The sequence below is a fragment of the Methylibium rhizosphaerae genome, from assembly GCF_006386545.1.
GTDB lineage: Bacteria > Pseudomonadota > Gammaproteobacteria > Burkholderiales > Burkholderiaceae_C > Pseudorivibacter > Pseudorivibacter rhizosphaerae.
This window is the reverse complement of record NZ_SWAR01000002.1, coordinates 128,561-143,490: the sequence shown is the minus strand read 5'-3', so window position 1 is coordinate 143,490 and position 14,930 is coordinate 128,561. Positions and strand designations below refer to the sequence as shown.

Sequence of the window (14,930 nt, the reverse complement as noted above, 5' to 3'; positions counted from 1 at the left end):
CTCAGAAGAACCTGGCCAGGTCCATGCCCGCATAGAGCTGGCCGACCTGCGGTTCGTAGCCGTTGAACATGAGCGTGGGGCGCTTGCGCGCGAAGATGCCGTCTTCGCCGATGCGCCGCTCGGTGGCCTGGCTCCAGCGCGGGTGGTCCACCTTGGGGTTCACGTTCGAATAGAAGCCGTATTCCTGCGGCGCGGCCGCCGCCCACGAGGTGCGCGGCTCCTTCTCGACGAAGCGGATCTTCTGGATCGACTTGCCGCTCTTGAAGCCGTATTTCCAGGGCACCACCAGCCGCAGCGGCGCACCGTTCTGGTTGGGCAGCACCTCGCCATAGAGGCCGAAGGCCAGCATCGCGAGCGGATTCATCGCCTCGTCCAGGCGCAGGCCTTCGACATACGGCCAGTCCAGCACGCCGGAACGCAGGCCGGGCATCTGGGCCCGGTCGGCCAGCGTCACGAATTCAACGTACTTCGCATTGCCGGTGGGCTCCACCCGCCGGATGAGCTCGGCCAGCGAATACCCGACCCAAGGCACCACCATCGACCAGCCTTCGACGCAGCGCAGCCGGTAGATGCGCTCTTCCATGGCCGACAGCTTCTGCAGCGCGTCGAGGTCGAGCGTCTGCGGTTTCTTCACTGCGCCTTCGATGGTCACGGTCCAGGGCCGCGGCTTCAGCGAGCCGGCATGGCGCGCCGGGTCTTCCTTGCCGGTGCCGAACTCGTAGAAGTTGTTGTAGCCGGTGACGTCCTGGTAGGAGGTCTGCTTGTCCATCACCACGGCGCCGGGCAGCGTGCTGCGGGTGGCAGGCAGGGCGGCCAGCTTGTTGGGTCGGGCGGTGGCCTGCGCGAAGGCATCGCGGGCGGCCCAGCCGGCCAGTGCGGCGCCTGCCGCGCCGCCGGCGGCCAGCCGCAGGAAGTCGCGCCGCTGCTCATAGGCGGCGCGGGGCGTGATTTCGGACGGGACGGGATGGACGAAGCCGTTGTCGGTGCGGGTGTGGCGGCGGATCAGCATGCAAGGTCTCCGGGACGGTCACGGTTCGAGGCGGGACGCACGAGGCGGTTCCGCGTCTGTCGTGCGGAAGCGCCCGGACCTTACAGGTTGCCGAAGTCGGTGTGGATCACGTCGTCGGCGCCGAAGTTGGTGCCTTCGAACAGCCTCAGCGAGTGCTTGTGCATGCGGTCGCGGAAGTGCTTGCGATCGAACAGCTTCTGCTGCGCCTCGGGCGGCAGGTCCGTGATGCGGATCACGTTGCGCATGATCAGCACGTCCACCAGGTCTTCGAGCACGCGCACCAGCCCGGCGTCCATGCTCGCGAACCTGCTCGCCTGGTCTTCGCGGCCCAGGAATGCCATCACGTCGGGATGGTCCGGCGGCAGGAATTCGGCGCCCGGCTCGGGTTCGCGGTGCAGGCTGGCGATCAGGCCGTCGCGGGTGCGCAGTGCGTAGGGCATGGCGGCTGGCGTTCGGGAGATCGGGCCACTATACGCCCGTGAGCCGGCCTCATGGGGTGGTGGCATGCTGCAGCTGGTTCAACTGCCAGCCCAGCGAAGCGATCACGCTGTCCATCGAATGCAGCCCCACGGTGTGTTTGGCCGCGCTGAGCCGGCCCATCCTTCCTTCGCTCCATTGCAGGCCGTCCGCCTCCTGCGGCGTGCGCACGGCGGACAGCCGCTGGCGCTCTCCGCGGGCCGAAGGCATGAGCTTGCCGGCCGCGTCCTGCATGGTGCTCAGCACCTCGCCCCGGACGTTGTGGGCGCTGATCAGTTTCCTGGCGTTGCTCAGATCGGTGTCGAAGGGCTTCACCGTCCGCGAATGAAGGCCTGCTGCGTTGAACACCGTGGCCTTGTGGCCGGTGACCAGCGCCTGCGCCTGGGCCAGGCCGCCGCCCAGCGAGTGGCCCGCGAAAGACACCTGTCCCGGTGCTGCCTGCGTGATCCGCCTGGCGGCGTGCATGGCCTGGGTGTGCTGGTGGGAGCCCAGGCCGACGCCCTGCTTGAAGTTGGCGCCCCAGTCCCGGCGCCCCTCCTTGCCGGCCTCCGTGCCCCGATTCACCAGCAGGTAGCGGCCTTCGCCGGTCTTGTAGACCGCGGCGAAATACCCCGACTTCTCGTTGACGAGATCCTTCTGGCTCAGGTTCAGCCCTGCAAGCTCTGCCTCGGACAGGCGTGAACAGCCCTTCGGCAGGAGCCCGGGAACGGATTCGTTGTAGTAGACGTCGCGGGCCAGCAGCGCCTGGTCGAACAGCGCCGCCAACTGCTCGATCCGGCTCGCGGTCTCCGGCTGGGTCAGCCGGATTTCCGGCAGCCTGGCGGTCAGCGAGTCGACCTGTTCCTTGATGGCCACCACCCGGGTCAGCTGGATCGCGTCCGACGGGCCCATGCCGGCCTTGCCTGCATGGTCGAAGGCCAGCTTCTGCGCGGGGCTCCAGGCATCGTTGGTCTGCGCCGGCAGCGGCGCAGGCAAGGTCGGCGGCGCCGTGAGGCCCTGCTGCTTCGACGTCGAAGGCAATGGGCTTCGCAGGCGCATTGCCGCCGTGTCGGCCGAAGCCTTCGGCGCGCGACGCAATTCGGCGAAGGCGCTCGAGGGCGGAGCCTGCGCACCATTCGTTTCGGCCCCTCGCTCGGAAGCGCCCGGGGCGTTCAGTGCTGGAGGGGCACGCCAGCCGATTCCTTCCAGAGAGTTCGACAAAGCTTCCTTCTCCGCATGCTGGACGGCCCGCCCACTGGCGAGCCGACGGCATGGTGAAGGGCCTCATGCGCAGGCTGGCGCTGCGATGCGAAACGGCCTGCGAGAAAGCGAAGCGGTGCAGGCGCCATGCAGGCGACCAAAAAAAGAAGGCCGGTTGAATCAACCGGCCTTCTTGTCGGGGGAGGTCCGCTTGTCGTTCGATCAGCGCAGGCCGGCGATGTAGTCGGCCACCGCCTTGATCTCGCGTTCGTTCATCGCATAGGCGATGGTGCTCATCTGGGCGTTGTTCTTGCGGCCGCCCAGGCGGAACGCATTCAGCTGGGCCTCGGTGTAGTCGGCATGCTGGCCGGCCAGGCGCGGGTATTGCGACGGGATGCCGGCGCCGGTGGGGCTGTGGCAGCCGGCGCAGGCGGGTACGTGCTTGTCGGCGATGCCGCCGCGGTAGATCTTCTCGCCGAGCTTCACCAGGTCCTTGTTCTTGGCGAAGCCCGGCTTGGCGCTCTTGCTCGCATAGAAGGCGGCGACGTTTTTCATGTCGTCGTCGCTGAGCTGCGCCGCGAAGCCCTGCATCACCGGGTTCACGCGCTTGCCGGCCTTGAATTCGGACAGCTGCTTGACGATGTATTCGGGATGCTGGCCCGCGATGATGGGGTTGGCCGGTGCGCCGCGATTGCCGTCGGCGGTGTGGCAGGCCCCGCAGACCTGCGTGGAGATCGCCTCGCCTTTCTTCAGGTCGGGCTTCGCAGCGGGCTTGGTCTCGGCGGCAGAAGCCGGGGCCGCCACGGCGGCAGCCAGGAGCACGGAGGCGATGATCTTCATCATGGTGGGCTTGGGCGGTTCTTGTGCAAAACCCGCGGATTTTACAATGCCCCATGAACGCGCCCGCCTCCCCCCAGCTCCCCCGACATCACACGCCCTCGCCGGAGGCCCGCGCCGCGCTGGCCTGGATGCACACCGCACGCTTCCTGACCACCGGCTCGCAGCTGCACCACCTGCCGGTCACCGAGCTGCCCGAGATCGCCTTCGTGGGGCGCTCCAACGCCGGCAAGTCCACCGCGATCAACACGCTCACCCAGCAGCGCCAGCTCGCCTTCGCTTCCAAGACGCCGGGCCGCACGCAGCACGTCAACCTGTTCGAGCTGGGGCCGAAGGAGGGCGCACAGGCGCTGCTGGCCGACCTGCCCGGCTACGGCTATGCCAAGGTGGAGCGCGCCGCCAAGCTGCGCTGGCAGGAAGTGATGGCCGAATACCTCGAAGTGCGCCGCAATCTGGCCGGCGTGGTGCAGATGGTCGATTCCCGCCACGGCTTCACCGACCTGGACCGCCAGCTGCTGGGCTTCATCGCCCCGCGCGTGGGCACCGGCGAGGTGAAGCTCCTGGTGCTGCTCACCAAGGCCGACAAGCTCAACCGCAAGGAGTCGGCCGAGGCGCTGCGCAATGCGCAGGCGGTGCTGGGCGAGGTGGCCACCGACGAGGCCGACGTGGGCGTGACGCTGTTTTCGGCGCTCAACAAGACCGGCGTCGAGGACGTGGCCCAGACCCTGCGCGCCTGGGTGCCGGCACCGCCGAGCGCCGCGGCGTAGCGGCAAGCCACCGAGGCTGGTCCACGGCTGAAATCCACCCCCCAACCGGAGGGGCGGTCGCCCGGGGCTCCTTCTCGTTCATTCGCGGGGGGATGGGGTGCAGTTTGTCGCGGGCTGGCGGTAAGCTCGCGCAACTTGGGCCCGCCCGCATGCGGACCCGTCACTCCCTCGGCGTTTCGCATGTACGAAGCTCATTTCGGGCTGAAGGAACCCCCCTTCCAGCTGAACCCTGACCCGGCTTTCTATTTCGACAGCCGCGGGCACAGCAATGCACTCGCCTACCTGAAGTTCGGCGTCTACCAGGGCGAGGGCTTCATCGTGGTGACCGGCGACATCGGCGCCGGCAAGACCACGCTGGTGCGCACCATGCTGGCCGGGCTGGAGAGCGAGGACATCGTCGCTGCGCAGGTGGTGAGCACCCAGCTCGACCCCAGCGAGCTGCTGCAGGCCGTGCTCACTGCCTTCGGCGTGCCGGCTCCGCAGGGCGCATCGAAGGCGCAGCTGATCGCCTCGCTCGAGGGCTTCCTCACCGCGCTGGCCGCGAGCAACCGCCGGGCGCTGCTGATCGTCGACGAAGCGCAGAACCTGAGCCTGGCGGCGATCGAAGAGCTGCGCATGCTGTCGAACTTCCAGCTCGAGCGGCACGCGCTGCTGCAGAGCTTCCTGATCGGGCAGCCCGAACTGCGGCGCATGCTCGAGTCGCCGTCGATGGAGCAGTTCCGGCAGCGCGTCATCGCCTCTTGCCACCTGGGGCCGCTCGATGCGGGCGAGACCCGCTCCTACATCGAGCACCGCCTCAAGCGCGCCGGCTGGACCGACACGCCGTCGTTTGCCGAGGGCGCCTTCGAGGAGATCCATCGCTGGACCGCCGGCGTTCCACGCCGCATCAACCTGCTGTGCAACCGGCTGCTGCTCGGCGCGTTCCTGTCGAACGACAACAACGTCGACGAGGCCACGGTACGCGCCGCCGCCAACGAGATCCGCGGCGAGGTGGGCGAGTCGGTCAACCCGGTGGCGCGCGTGGTCAGCAGCAACGGGCCGGCCGCACCGGCGGCCCCCGCACGCAGCGCCGCCACGGCGCTGCCGCCGGCTGCGGCACTGCTGGGTGCCGAAGACATGATCCGCCGCCGGGTGCGCGGCCCGCTGCCCGAGCTGGCCAACCCGATCTTGCTGCTCACCCAGACGCCGGCCGACTACCTGAAGGCGGTGGCGCTGGCGCAGGGGCTCGAGGCCAAGCGCCAGTACGCGTTGCCGCCCACCCTGATCGTGCACACCGGCGCAGAGGAAGGCGTGCATTCGGTCGAGGACGTGATGGAGGTGCTGAACTTCCCGATCCTCGACCTGCAGTTCGTGGCGACAGGCCGCCATGGTTTCGCCGACCATGCGGCGAGCATGCTGTGCGCCTTCTCGCAGGTGATCGACGAGTACGCGCCGCGCGCGGTGCTGGCCATGGGCTCGAGCGATGCGCTGCTGGCCTGCAGCCTGGTGGCGCGCAAGCGCGGCCTGCCGCTGGCGCGTTTCGACGCCGGCTCCCGGCAACAGGTCGTCGGCAGCGAAGCCGGTGCCGAGCTCAACTCGGTGCTGCTCGACCGCATTGCCGACGTGCTCTACACCGACCGCCTCAGCGTGCACTACGCGCTGTACCGCGAAGGCGTGCCGTCGGACCGCATCCATTTCGTCGGCGACCTGGCCGGCAACGTGCTGCGCCAGCTGGCCGAGCACCTGGTGCCGCCGGAAGTGACCCTGCGCCGCGCCGGCATGAAGAACGTGACCATGCCGTCGGCGGCCGGTTTCCTGCTGCTCGCGCCCGGCGTGCTGGCGCAGCAGGCCAGCGGCGAAGACACCACCAGCCTCATGAAGGTGGTGTGTGCCGCGGCGGCCGAGGTGCCGGTGATCTGGCTGGTGAGCGCGGCCGAGCAGGCGCAGATCGACAGCGGTGGCTGGACCAGGCAGCTGCTCGACGCGCAGGTGGTGGTGCTGCCGTCGCTGGGCTATCTCGAACGGGTGGGCCTGCTGCGCGCCGCCACCTGCGTGATCACCAGCGACGTGGAGCTGGGAGAAGAGGCCAAGGTGCTGAGCGTGCCCAGCATCGATCTGACGCAGCTGCGCAGCGCGGGCCGCCCGGTGGAGCAGCTGCAACGCTGGCTGCGCGAGGCGCTCATGCGCCACGGCGAACGCGACGACGCGGTCGCCTGGGACGCCGAGGTCGTCAACCGCGTGGCCGACCACCTGCGCCGCTGGTTGCGCCGTTCCGTCGCCGAACGCAACCAGGCCACCGACAAGGTGCGCTGAAGACCTCTCTTCCGGTCAGGGCCGGCCGAGGAACAGGTACACGCCGTGGTCGCCCCGCGGCGCATGCACGAATCCGAGGTACAGCGGCCCGATGCCGGTGTCGGCGCCCAGGAAGATGCTGCTGCCGTAGCGCAGGTCGCCGACGTCCATGCTCGAGCGGCTGCTCCAGGCGTTGCCGGCCTCCACGGTGGCGCCGGCAAAGAAACCGCGCGTCAGTGCCGGCGGCGTGAGCCTCGCGTAGTAGCTCAGGCGTCCGAAGGCGAGGTAGTTGCCTTCCACCTGGCCGGGCAGGTAGCCCGACAGCTGCTGGAAGCCGCCCAGGGTATAGCGGCCGCGGCCCACCGCAGTGGGCACGTTGGCCTGCTGCCAGCGCCCCAGCACATTGAAGGTGTGGCGGCCGAAGGTGCGCGCATAGCTTCCTTCGCCTTCGAAGTTGACGAGCCGCTTTTCCTCGCCGTTCGACGGCTTCTGCCGGCCCAGCACGGTCGACAGCGTGAACCGGTAGCCGCTCTGGGTGAAGTAGGCATAGTCGAGCTGGTCCACCGCCAGCGCGAGCCGCACGCCGGTTTCGCGGCTGGTGACCACCTGGTCGGCCTGCGGGTTCGAGAATGACACCAGCTCGGGTGAGTCCCGCAGCGCTGTGTACACCAGCCCGCCGCGCAGCTCGCCCCAGCGACCCCAGGGCTGTCCGAGGTCGATCCCGAGCCGTCCCACCGTATGGCGGTAGCGGCCGTCCTCGCGGCCGTCGGTGTAGACCGGGTAGCTGCGCCGGCTCGCGTCACCATAGGTCGACACGAACCAGTCGTTGGTCTGCCCGATCGGGTGGTACCACTCGGTGAACCAGCGTGGCCGCTCGCCGATCTGGATGCGGTTGCGCCACTCGCTGCCGTTGGCATCGGTCCAGTGGCGGTTGTGGGCGATCTTGAGGTTGAACGCGCTGCGGCCACGGAAGTCGGTGAACATGTCCAGGCCGATGCGGAAGTAGTTCGGGCCCCATGGCTTGTCCTCCAGGTCGAACAGCAGTCCATCGCCTTCGGGCGTGCTGACGAGGTGGTAGTCGGCGCGCACGTAGTCCCCGGTGGCGGCCAGGCGGCGCGCGTCACGCTCGGCGGCGGCCGTGTCGAAGGGCTGGCCGGGCCTGCTTTCGAGCTGCCCGGCGAAACGCTGCGGGTTGGTGGTCTCGCTGCCCTTGAACTCGATGAAGTTCAACATCGCCACCGGCTGGCCGGTGGCCGGCCGCGAAGCCGCCCAGGCCAGGTAGGCCTCCGGGTCCAGCGACAGGCGCGCCAGTTCGCCGCTGCGCGACTCGGTGTGCGTCTCCCCGGCCGCGATGAGCTCGCGCGTGCGGGCGAAGTCGCCCGAGGTCAGCTCGCCCAGCTTGGGGGCCAGGAGCACGTCGCGCGGGGTCAGCGTCTTGAGGCTGCGCTGCACGTTCTGCTCGGTGAGGATGTTGATCATCTGGGTGGTCACGCCCAGCAGCGAGCCGAGCGTCTCGCGCGGTGCCAGCGGCGTGCCGATGTTGACCGCTATCACGATGTCGGCGCCCATCTGGCGCGCCACGTCCACCGGCAGGTTGTTGACCAGCCCGCCGTCGCCCAGGATGCGTTCGTTGACCTCGATGGGCGCGAACACGCCCGGCACCGACATCGACGAGCGCAGCGCGAGCGCCAGGTCACCGCTGTTCAGCACCCGCGCTTCGCCGGTCTCCATGTCGGTGGACACGGCGCGAAACGGAATCGGCAGCGCATCGAAGTCGCTGATGTTGCGCACCGGCAGCGTGTAGCGCCGCAGCAGCGCCTCCAGCCCGCGGCTCGACAGCGTGCCCAGCGGCACGCGCAGCTCGCCGTCGCGCATGCCGATCTCGAGCACCGGCGAGACTTCGAAGTCCTCTTCCTTTCGGCGCTGCGACAGCTCCTGCCGCTCCACGCGGCTGGCGAACACGCCGTCCCAGTGCACCTTGAGCAGTTCATGCTCGATCTGCTCGGCGCTCATGCCGCTGGCATACAGCCCGCCGATGATGGCGCCCATGGACGTGCCGGCGATCACGTCGATCGGCACGCGCTGCCGCTCCAGCACCTTGAGCACGCCCACATGGGCCAGGCCGCGCGCGCCGCCGCCCGAAAGCACCAGGCCGATGCGAGGCCGGTTCGGCGGCACCACCGGCCGCGCCGGTGCGGCGGCCGTCGTGGCGCTGGGGCCGGCGGTTGCGGCGTGTTGGGCAAACGTGGGGCCGGCCAGGCATAGGGTGGCGGCGACGGCGGCGCCAAGCAGGAAGGTCGCAGGATGCATAGGCCCGCATTCTGCGTTGCCGAGGGCGCGCGCGATTTCAGTCGGCTGGGTCGATCGGCAGTTCGATGCCGGCCTGCAGCCCCACGCTGCGACGCGGCCCGGCGGCATACCGCTGCACCGACAGGGCGGCATGCCAGCGCAGCCCCGAGGCCGCAGCGTCGCCCTGCACCCGCAGCAGGGCGCCGTCGAGCCGCCCGCTGTGGCCATAGGCGGCGTTGATGGCCTCGAAGCCGCGCTCGCCCAGCCAGGCCCGCCAGCCGCGCACATGGAAGCGCAGGCCATGGCCGTTGTCGGGCGGCACCCAGGACAGTCCTGCGCCGAGCGAACGGCCGCCGCCGCCGAAGAAGGCGCCGATCGGCAGGCCCTGGTGGTAGTGGCCTCGGGGGTAGGCGCTGTGCCGGTAGGCCGGCGCCGCGTGCCGGCCGTCGGCCATGCCCCACAGGCGGCCAAGCTCGGTGTCGCTGGCTTCGAGCGTGAACTCGAGCCGGTGCCCGGCGACGGGCTGCTTGGCCTGCACGCCGAAGGTGCCGATCAGGTGCGACGGCGACGCATTCGCCTCGTCTTCGCCGACGACCTGGCCGTAGATCGAGAGGCTGGGGCCCATCAGGATGGGCGGCGACCAGCGCATGTCGATGCCGGCGAGTTCATTGCTGGGGTCGGTCTCGGTGGCCGGATCGTCGACGTTGGAGTCGCCGGCCAAGGCACGCCACAGCGAGCCCAGGCTGGTGGGCCGCCCTGCGCCGCCCCAGTAGACGTAGCGGCTCGCACCCAGTTCGAGGCCCGACAGGGGGCGCGCGCTCAGCCGCATCGTGAGGGTGTGGGTACCGGACGGCCGGTAGTGCTGCAGGCGCCCGACCGAAAGCTCGTAGCTCCATGGGCCGACCCAGCTCAGCCAGGGCGACTCGAACGGCGTTTCGGCCGCACGCCGCAGCAGCAGCGTGGGCACGGCCGGCGCCGCGTTGGACAGCATGGGGCTGGCATGCTGGCCGGGGCCCCACCAGCGGTCCACCGCCGCCAGGGCCACGACAAGACCCGGGCCGTTGAATGCGGCATAGCTGCCGTCGAGCGTGGCGCGGCTGTCCGAAGCGGCCAGCGGCTGCGCCACCGCGTTGCCCTGCAGTCGCACCGCCCAGTCATCGCCGCCCTCTTGCGCGGCCACCGACACCTGCCCGCGTCCGCGCGCCGGCACCAGCGGGTCGATCGCCGGATGGCGCGCGCTGTTGAGCCGAGTCCCGAGAGTGACGGAACGCGCGCGCGCCCGCTGCAGCGCTCGTTTCACGTGGGCCAGCGCTTCCAGGTCCTCGGGGTACAGGCCGGTGCAGTCGCATCGAGCGATCGAGTCCTCCACCAGCGACACGGTCATCGGCCAGGTGCCGAGCGACAGCTGCAGCGCGCCGCGATCGACCAGCCAGGCGAGGTCGTCGCGCAGGGCCGCGTTGCCGGGGTCCAGCAATGCGGGGCTGCCGCACCAAGCGAGCGGCGCGACTGCGGCGCAGGAGAGGGCGATGAAGGTCGCCGCCGCCAGGCGGCGCAGCGGCTCGAAGGTGGCAGGCATGAAGCAAGCGGCAAAGCGGCCAACCTTGCCACAGGCCTCGCGCCTCGGCGATGTGGGCGTAACCCCTTGCTACGCCTTTGCTGGCGGCGACACAGCCCGGCCGCCGGCCAGCAGCGCGTCGACCGCGCGTTCGAGCAGGTTGCGGGTTTCCAGCGGCACCGCGAGCCGTTCGCTGGCCAGCCGCTCCAGCGCGCGGCGGGTGTACGAATGCATGACGCCCGGCGCACTGCTGAACAGCCAGTGGTTGCGCGCCTCGCTCACCCACAGCAGCCGCAGCGGCGTCCAGCCGCCCTGCAGGGCCAGCTGGCACCACGTGCCGGTGTTCACCCGGTCGAGCCAGGCGCCGGGCCTGGCCGCGGCCGGGGTCGGGTCGGACATCAGCTCGGCCGGCACGGTCTCGAGCGCGCTCACGTCGAGCAGCGAGTCGCCGCCGACCGTGCTGCCGCTCGGCGCATCGTCGAGCATCTCGTCGCGCATGCGCTGCACGATCTCCTCGGGCGTGAGGTCGCGCGTGCGGGCCGGCGCGTCGCCCTTCAGCAGTTCGGCGTGGCGTGCCATCAGGGCCCGCAGCACGGCTTCGCGCTCGGCATCGGGCAGGCGGATCAGCGCCATGCCGTCCTTGAGCCGCTGCACCAGCGGTGCCACCGAGGCGGCCAGGCGGCTGCGTTCGTCCGGGCCGCGTGGCGGCTGCAGGCTGCCCAGCAGGTGATCCACCGTCTGGGCGAACTGGGCGGTGGAGGCCGCAGCCGCGCCGTCGCGCAAGCTGCTTTCTGCCAGCACCAGGCTCCAGGTCTCGACGAGGAAGCGCCGCAGCGACGCATCGAGCGCCGCCGGGCTGCTCGCGAGCTGCGCGCCCAGCTGCTCCCGGTAGGCGGCCTGCAGCTCCTCGCGGCGCTCGGCCGCGCGCAGCTTCTCGATCGACGAGCCTGCGGCGCGCTGCTCCATGCGCAGGTGCTTGAGCGCCATCGCTTCGAGCTGCGCCAGCGCCTCGGCATGCTGCGCGGCTTCCGGCGTGCGTGCCGCAGCCAGCGGATCGAGCAGCTGGTCGAGGTCGGTGAGGAAGGGCGCCAGCCGCGGGTCGGCCGGGTCGCTGTAGCCCATCACATGCGAGGCGATGCGGTTCATCAGCCGCCAGCTGGGCTGGCTGTGGTCGTCCAGCAGGCGGGTGTCGTGCAACGCGATGGTCAGCACCGGCTTCTGCAGGCGTGCCAGCCGCTGGCGCACCGCCGGCAGCAGCGTGGCGTCGTTCAGGATGCTTTCGAACAGCTGTGCCAGCAGGGAGACGACGTGCCGGTCACCATCGTTGCGCGCGGCGCCGTCGAGCGCCGCCTGGTGGGCGCGGATCAGGTTGGCTGCGCCGGCATCGCCGGCCGGCAGTTGCGCCAGCACGCGGTCGAGTGCGGCATTCAGGCGCGCCGCGGCTTCCGCGGACAGCGGGACTGCGCCGGCAGCGTCGCCGCCGCGGCTGCGGCCGCCGGCCAGCTCGTCGAGGGCGCCGGGGCGGGTGAGGTCGAAGCCGGAGTTCGGCGGTGCCGCACTGGGCGGTACGGCGCGGCCGGGCAACTGGACGGCGCGGTAGGCGGCGGGCTGCACGCCCCAGCTTTCCAGGCGCTTCAGGCCCTGCGCGTAGGCCTCCCGCAAGCCGCGCGCCATGGGTTCGCCGGCAGCGCGCACCAGCAGCAGCCGCGCCTCGGGCGCGAGCCCGAGCTCGCCGCTCGCCTCCCAGAAGGCGCGCGCCACCATCTCGGGCCGCAGCGGGTTCGCTTCAGCGCGGATGTCGCGCTCGCCGCGCAGCGTGGCGGTGCGCGCCTGCAGCTCGCGCAGCTCCCACTCGGCCGACAGCTCGGCCAGCTGCACCATGCGCATGACCTCGATGTCCTGCTCGGCCTGGTTCTCGTCCACCAGCTGCAGCGAATCGAGCGAGAACGCGCCGGGCGCCTTGGGCGCCATCGCTGCGCCGCCGGCCTCGACGGCGCGGGCGCGCAGCTCGTCGACGGTGCGGCGCACCAGCTGCGGCTGCAGCTTCTGCAGCGCGCCCACCACCTCGGCCAGCTGTCCCTTGCCGGCGCTGCGCAGGGCCGGCGCGTTGCCGGCGACGAGCGCCTGCTGGGTGTCCTGCAGGACCAGCGGCAGCCACTGCAGGGCGTGCGCGAGGCTGTCGTCGAGATGTCGTTGCAGCAGGGGCTGGGGCTGGTTCATGTCGGGGGCCGTCGGGATGCCGTGAATTATGGGTGGCCATGAAAAGGAAAAGGGCCGCATCGCTGCGGCCCTCCATGGCTTGCCCGTGTGCCGGATTTCACACCGGCTACGGACAGGCGGGACTTACATGTCCATGCCCATGCCGCCCATGCCGCCGGGCATGCCGCCGGCTGCGGGGGCCTCGTCCTTCGGCGCTTCGGCGACCATCGCTTCGGTGGTGAGCATCAGCGAGGCCACGGACGCGGCGTTCTGCAGCGCGGTGCGGGTCACCTTGGTCGGGTCCAGGATGCCCATCTCGATCATGTCGCCGTAGGTGTCGTTGGCGGCATTGAAGCCGTAGTTGCCCTTGCCACCGAGCACGGCGTTGACCACCACGCTCGGCTCGCCGCCGGCGTTGGCCACGATCTCGCGCAGCGGCGATTCGATGGCCTTGAGCACCAGCTTGATGCCGGCGTCCTGGTCGGGGTTGTCGCCCTTGATGGTGCCGGCAGCCTGGCGGGCACGCAGCAGAGCCACGCCGCCGCCGGCCACGATGCCTTCTTCCACCGCAGCGCGGGTGGCGTGCAGCGCGTCTTCCACGCGGGCCTTCTTTTCCTTCATCTCGACTTCGGTGGCGGCACCGACCTTGATGACGGCCACGCCGCCGGCCAGCTTGGCCACGCGTTCCTGCAGCTTCTCGCGGTCGTAGTCGGAGGTGGCTTCCTCGATCTGCACGCGGATCTGCTTGACGCGAGCCTCGATGTCGGCAGCAGCGCCGGCGCCGTCGATGATGGTGGTGTTTTCCTTGCCCACTTCGACGCGCTTGGCCTGGCCCAGGTCGGCCAGCGTCACCTTCTCGAGGGTCAGGCCGACTTCCTCGGCGATGACCTTGCCGCCCGTCAGGATGGCGATGTCTTCGAGCATGGCCTTGCGACGGTCGCCGAAGCCCGGAGCCTTGACGGCCACGACCTTCAGGATGCCGCGGATGGTGTTGACCACCAGGGTCGCCAGCGCTTCGCCTTCGACTTCCTCAGCCACGATCAGCAGCGGGCGGCCGGCCTTGGCCACCTGCTCCAGGGTGGGCAGCAGGTCGCGGATGTTGCTGATCTTCTTGTCGAACAGCAGCACGAACGGGTTGTCGAGGATGGCCGACTGCTTGTCCGGGTTGTTGATGAAGTAGGGCGACAGGTAGCCGCGGTCGAACTGCATGCCTTCGACGACGTCGAGCTCGTTGTCGAGCGACTTGCCGTCTTCGACCGTGATCACGCCTTCCTTGCCGACCTTGTCCATCGCGTCGGCAATGATCTTGCCGATCGATTCGTCGGAGTTGGCCGAGATCGAGCCGACCTGGGCGATTTCCTTCGAGGTGGTGGTGGGCTTGGAGGCCTTCTTCAGCTGCTCGACCAGGGCGGTGACCGCCTTGTCGATGCCGCGCTTCAGGTCCATCGGGTTCATGCCGGCGGCCACGTACTTCATGCCTTCGCGCACGATGGCCTGGGCCAGCACGGTGGCGGTGGTGGTGCCGTCACCGGCGTTGTCGGAGGTCTTGGAAGCGACTTCCTTGACCATCTGGGCGCCCATGTTCTGGAGCTTGTCCTTCAGCTCGATTTCCTTGGCCACGGACACGCCGTCCTTGGTCACGGTGGGGGCGCCGAAGGAGCGCTCGAGCACCACGTTGCGGCCCTTGGGGCCCAGGGTCACCTTGACCGCGTTGGCCAGGATGTTCACGCCTTCGACCATGCGGGCACGTGCTTCGCCGCCGAAGACAACGTCTTTTGCTGCCATGTTCAGTTCTCCGAATTCAGTGTTGGTTGGTGAGTGAGCAGAGGAAGCGCCTGGGGCTTACTTCTCGACCACGGCGAAGAGGTCCTCTTCGCGCATCACCAGCAGTTCGTCGCCATCGACCTTGACGGTCTGGCCGCTGTACTTGCCGAACAGCACGCGGTCGCCCACCTTGACGTTCAGGGCCACGAAATCGCCCTTGTCATTGCGCTTGCCGGGGCCGACTGCGAGCACTTCGCCCTGGTCGGGCTTCTCGGCGGCGTTGTCCGGGATCACGATGCCCGAAGCGGTCTTGGTTTCGTTTTCCAGGCGCTTGACGATCACGCGATCGTGCAAAGGACGAAGTTTCATTGCATCTCCTTGAGTAGAGGATCCTTGGGAACGTGTGGCTGGAGCGGTTGTTTGCGCTCACTGACCCGTGCTCTGGCCGGCAGGTCCGGGTCACTAGCACTCAACCTGGTCGAGTGCTAACACCGCGGAATTATAGGGATGGAGGAAGGCGTTTCAAGACCGGGGCCCGGACAGCCGGCGACGGCGTAAAGTCGCCGCCGTCCCGCCCCTGGGG

At 69.7% G+C, this 14,930-nt stretch carries 11 protein-coding genes; 2 read left to right on the top strand and 9 right to left on the bottom strand.

Annotated features, from left to right (window positions below; genetic code table 11):
• Position 1: 1 nt before the first annotated feature.
• From msrP to E8D38_RS01960, 4 genes are all read right to left on the bottom strand, one after another.
• On the bottom strand, positions 2–1,009 hold the full coding sequence (gene msrP / locus E8D38_RS01975) for a protein-methionine-sulfoxide reductase catalytic subunit MsrP (RefSeq protein WP_140626039.1): 1,008 nt from the start codon (positions 1,007–1,009) through the stop codon (positions 2–4).
• An 80-nt stretch (positions 1,010–1,089) separates the two neighbouring features.
• Positions 1,090–1,449: a hypothetical protein gene (locus E8D38_RS01970; RefSeq protein WP_140626038.1), complete on the bottom strand. Its 360-nt coding sequence runs from the start codon at positions 1,447–1,449 to the stop codon at positions 1,090–1,092.
• A gap of 49 nt (positions 1,450–1,498) precedes the next feature.
• Entirely contained in the window at positions 1,499–2,524 is a 1,026-nt protein-coding gene (locus tag E8D38_RS01965; protein WP_140626037.1) for a Tle-like phospholipase domain-containing protein, read from the bottom strand.
• 363 nt (positions 2,525–2,887) lie between these two features.
• Positions 2,888–3,505, bottom strand: a complete 618-nt coding sequence (locus E8D38_RS01960; protein WP_140626181.1) for a c-type cytochrome — start codon at positions 3,503–3,505, stop codon at positions 2,888–2,890.
• Between the two features lie 53 nt (positions 3,506–3,558).
• On the opposite strand from E8D38_RS01960, the gene yihA reads away from it, so the two are divergent.
• Positions 3,559–4,269, top strand: coding sequence for a ribosome biogenesis GTP-binding protein YihA/YsxC (yihA, locus tag E8D38_RS01955; RefSeq protein WP_140626036.1), 711 nt, complete (start codon positions 3,559–3,561; stop codon positions 4,267–4,269).
• 180 nt (positions 4,270–4,449) lie between these two features.
• Complete coding sequence (locus E8D38_RS01950; RefSeq protein WP_140626035.1) at positions 4,450–6,561, top strand: XrtA/PEP-CTERM system-associated ATPase; 2,112 nt, start codon at positions 4,450–4,452, stop codon at positions 6,559–6,561.
• Positions 6,562–6,576: 15 nt separating this feature from the next.
• On the opposite strand, the gene E8D38_RS01945 is transcribed toward E8D38_RS01950, so the two are convergent.
• The 5 genes from E8D38_RS01945 to groES all read right to left on the bottom strand — a co-directional run bounded on the left by E8D38_RS01945 (position 6,577) and on the right by groES (position 14,716).
• Positions 6,577–8,850, bottom strand: a complete 2,274-nt coding sequence (locus E8D38_RS01945) for a patatin-like phospholipase family protein (RefSeq protein WP_140626034.1) — start codon at positions 8,848–8,850, stop codon at positions 6,577–6,579.
• 37 nt (positions 8,851–8,887) lie between these two features.
• A complete protein-coding gene (locus E8D38_RS01940) occupies positions 8,888–10,405 on the bottom strand; it encodes a capsule assembly Wzi family protein (RefSeq protein WP_140626033.1) in 1,518 nt (505 codons plus the stop codon).
• Positions 10,406–10,474: 69 nt separating this feature from the next.
• On the bottom strand, positions 10,475–12,604 hold the full coding sequence (locus E8D38_RS01935; protein WP_181178890.1) for a DUF1631 family protein: 2,130 nt from the start codon (positions 12,602–12,604) through the stop codon (positions 10,475–10,477).
• Positions 12,605–12,727: 123 nt separating this feature from the next.
• Positions 12,728–14,368, bottom strand: coding sequence for a chaperonin GroEL (gene groL, locus E8D38_RS01930; RefSeq protein ID WP_140626031.1), 1,641 nt, complete (start codon positions 14,366–14,368; stop codon positions 12,728–12,730).
• Positions 14,369–14,425: 57 nt separating this feature from the next.
• The gene (gene groES, locus E8D38_RS01925; RefSeq protein ID WP_140626030.1) at positions 14,426–14,716 is read right to left on the bottom strand and encodes a co-chaperone GroES; all 291 of its coding nucleotides are present in this window, start codon (positions 14,714–14,716) and stop codon (positions 14,426–14,428) included.
• Positions 14,717–14,930 lie beyond the last annotated feature (214 nt).

Coding starts and splice junctions, on each gene's coding strand:
- yihA (WP_140626036.1), top strand. CDS start 3,559: ATGAACGCGCCCGCCTCCCCCCAGCTCCCCCGACATCACACGCCCTCG.
- groES (WP_140626030.1), bottom strand. CDS start 14,716: ATGAAACTTCGTCCTTTGCACGATCGCGTGATCGTCAAGCGCCTGGAA.
- E8D38_RS01950 (WP_140626035.1), top strand. CDS start 4,450: ATGTACGAAGCTCATTTCGGGCTGAAGGAACCCCCCTTCCAGCTGAAC.
- E8D38_RS01935 (WP_181178890.1), bottom strand. CDS start 12,604: ATGAACCAGCCCCAGCCCCTGCTGCAACGACATCTCGACGACAGCCTC.
- groL (WP_140626031.1), bottom strand. CDS start 14,368: ATGGCAGCAAAAGACGTTGTCTTCGGCGGCGAAGCACGTGCCCGCATG.
- E8D38_RS01945 (WP_140626034.1), bottom strand. CDS start 8,850: ATGCATCCTGCGACCTTCCTGCTTGGCGCCGCCGTCGCCGCCACCCTA.
- E8D38_RS01960 (WP_140626181.1), bottom strand. CDS start 3,505: ATGAAGATCATCGCCTCCGTGCTCCTGGCTGCCGCCGTGGCGGCCCCG.
- E8D38_RS01940 (WP_140626033.1), bottom strand. CDS start 10,405: ATGCCTGCCACCTTCGAGCCGCTGCGCCGCCTGGCGGCGGCGACCTTC.
- msrP (WP_140626039.1), bottom strand. CDS start 1,009: ATGCTGATCCGCCGCCACACCCGCACCGACAACGGCTTCGTCCATCCC.
- E8D38_RS01965 (WP_140626037.1), bottom strand. CDS start 2,524: ATGCGCCTGCGAAGCCCATTGCCTTCGACGTCGAAGCAGCAGGGCCTC.
- E8D38_RS01970 (WP_140626038.1), bottom strand. CDS start 1,449: ATGCCCTACGCACTGCGCACCCGCGACGGCCTGATCGCCAGCCTGCAC.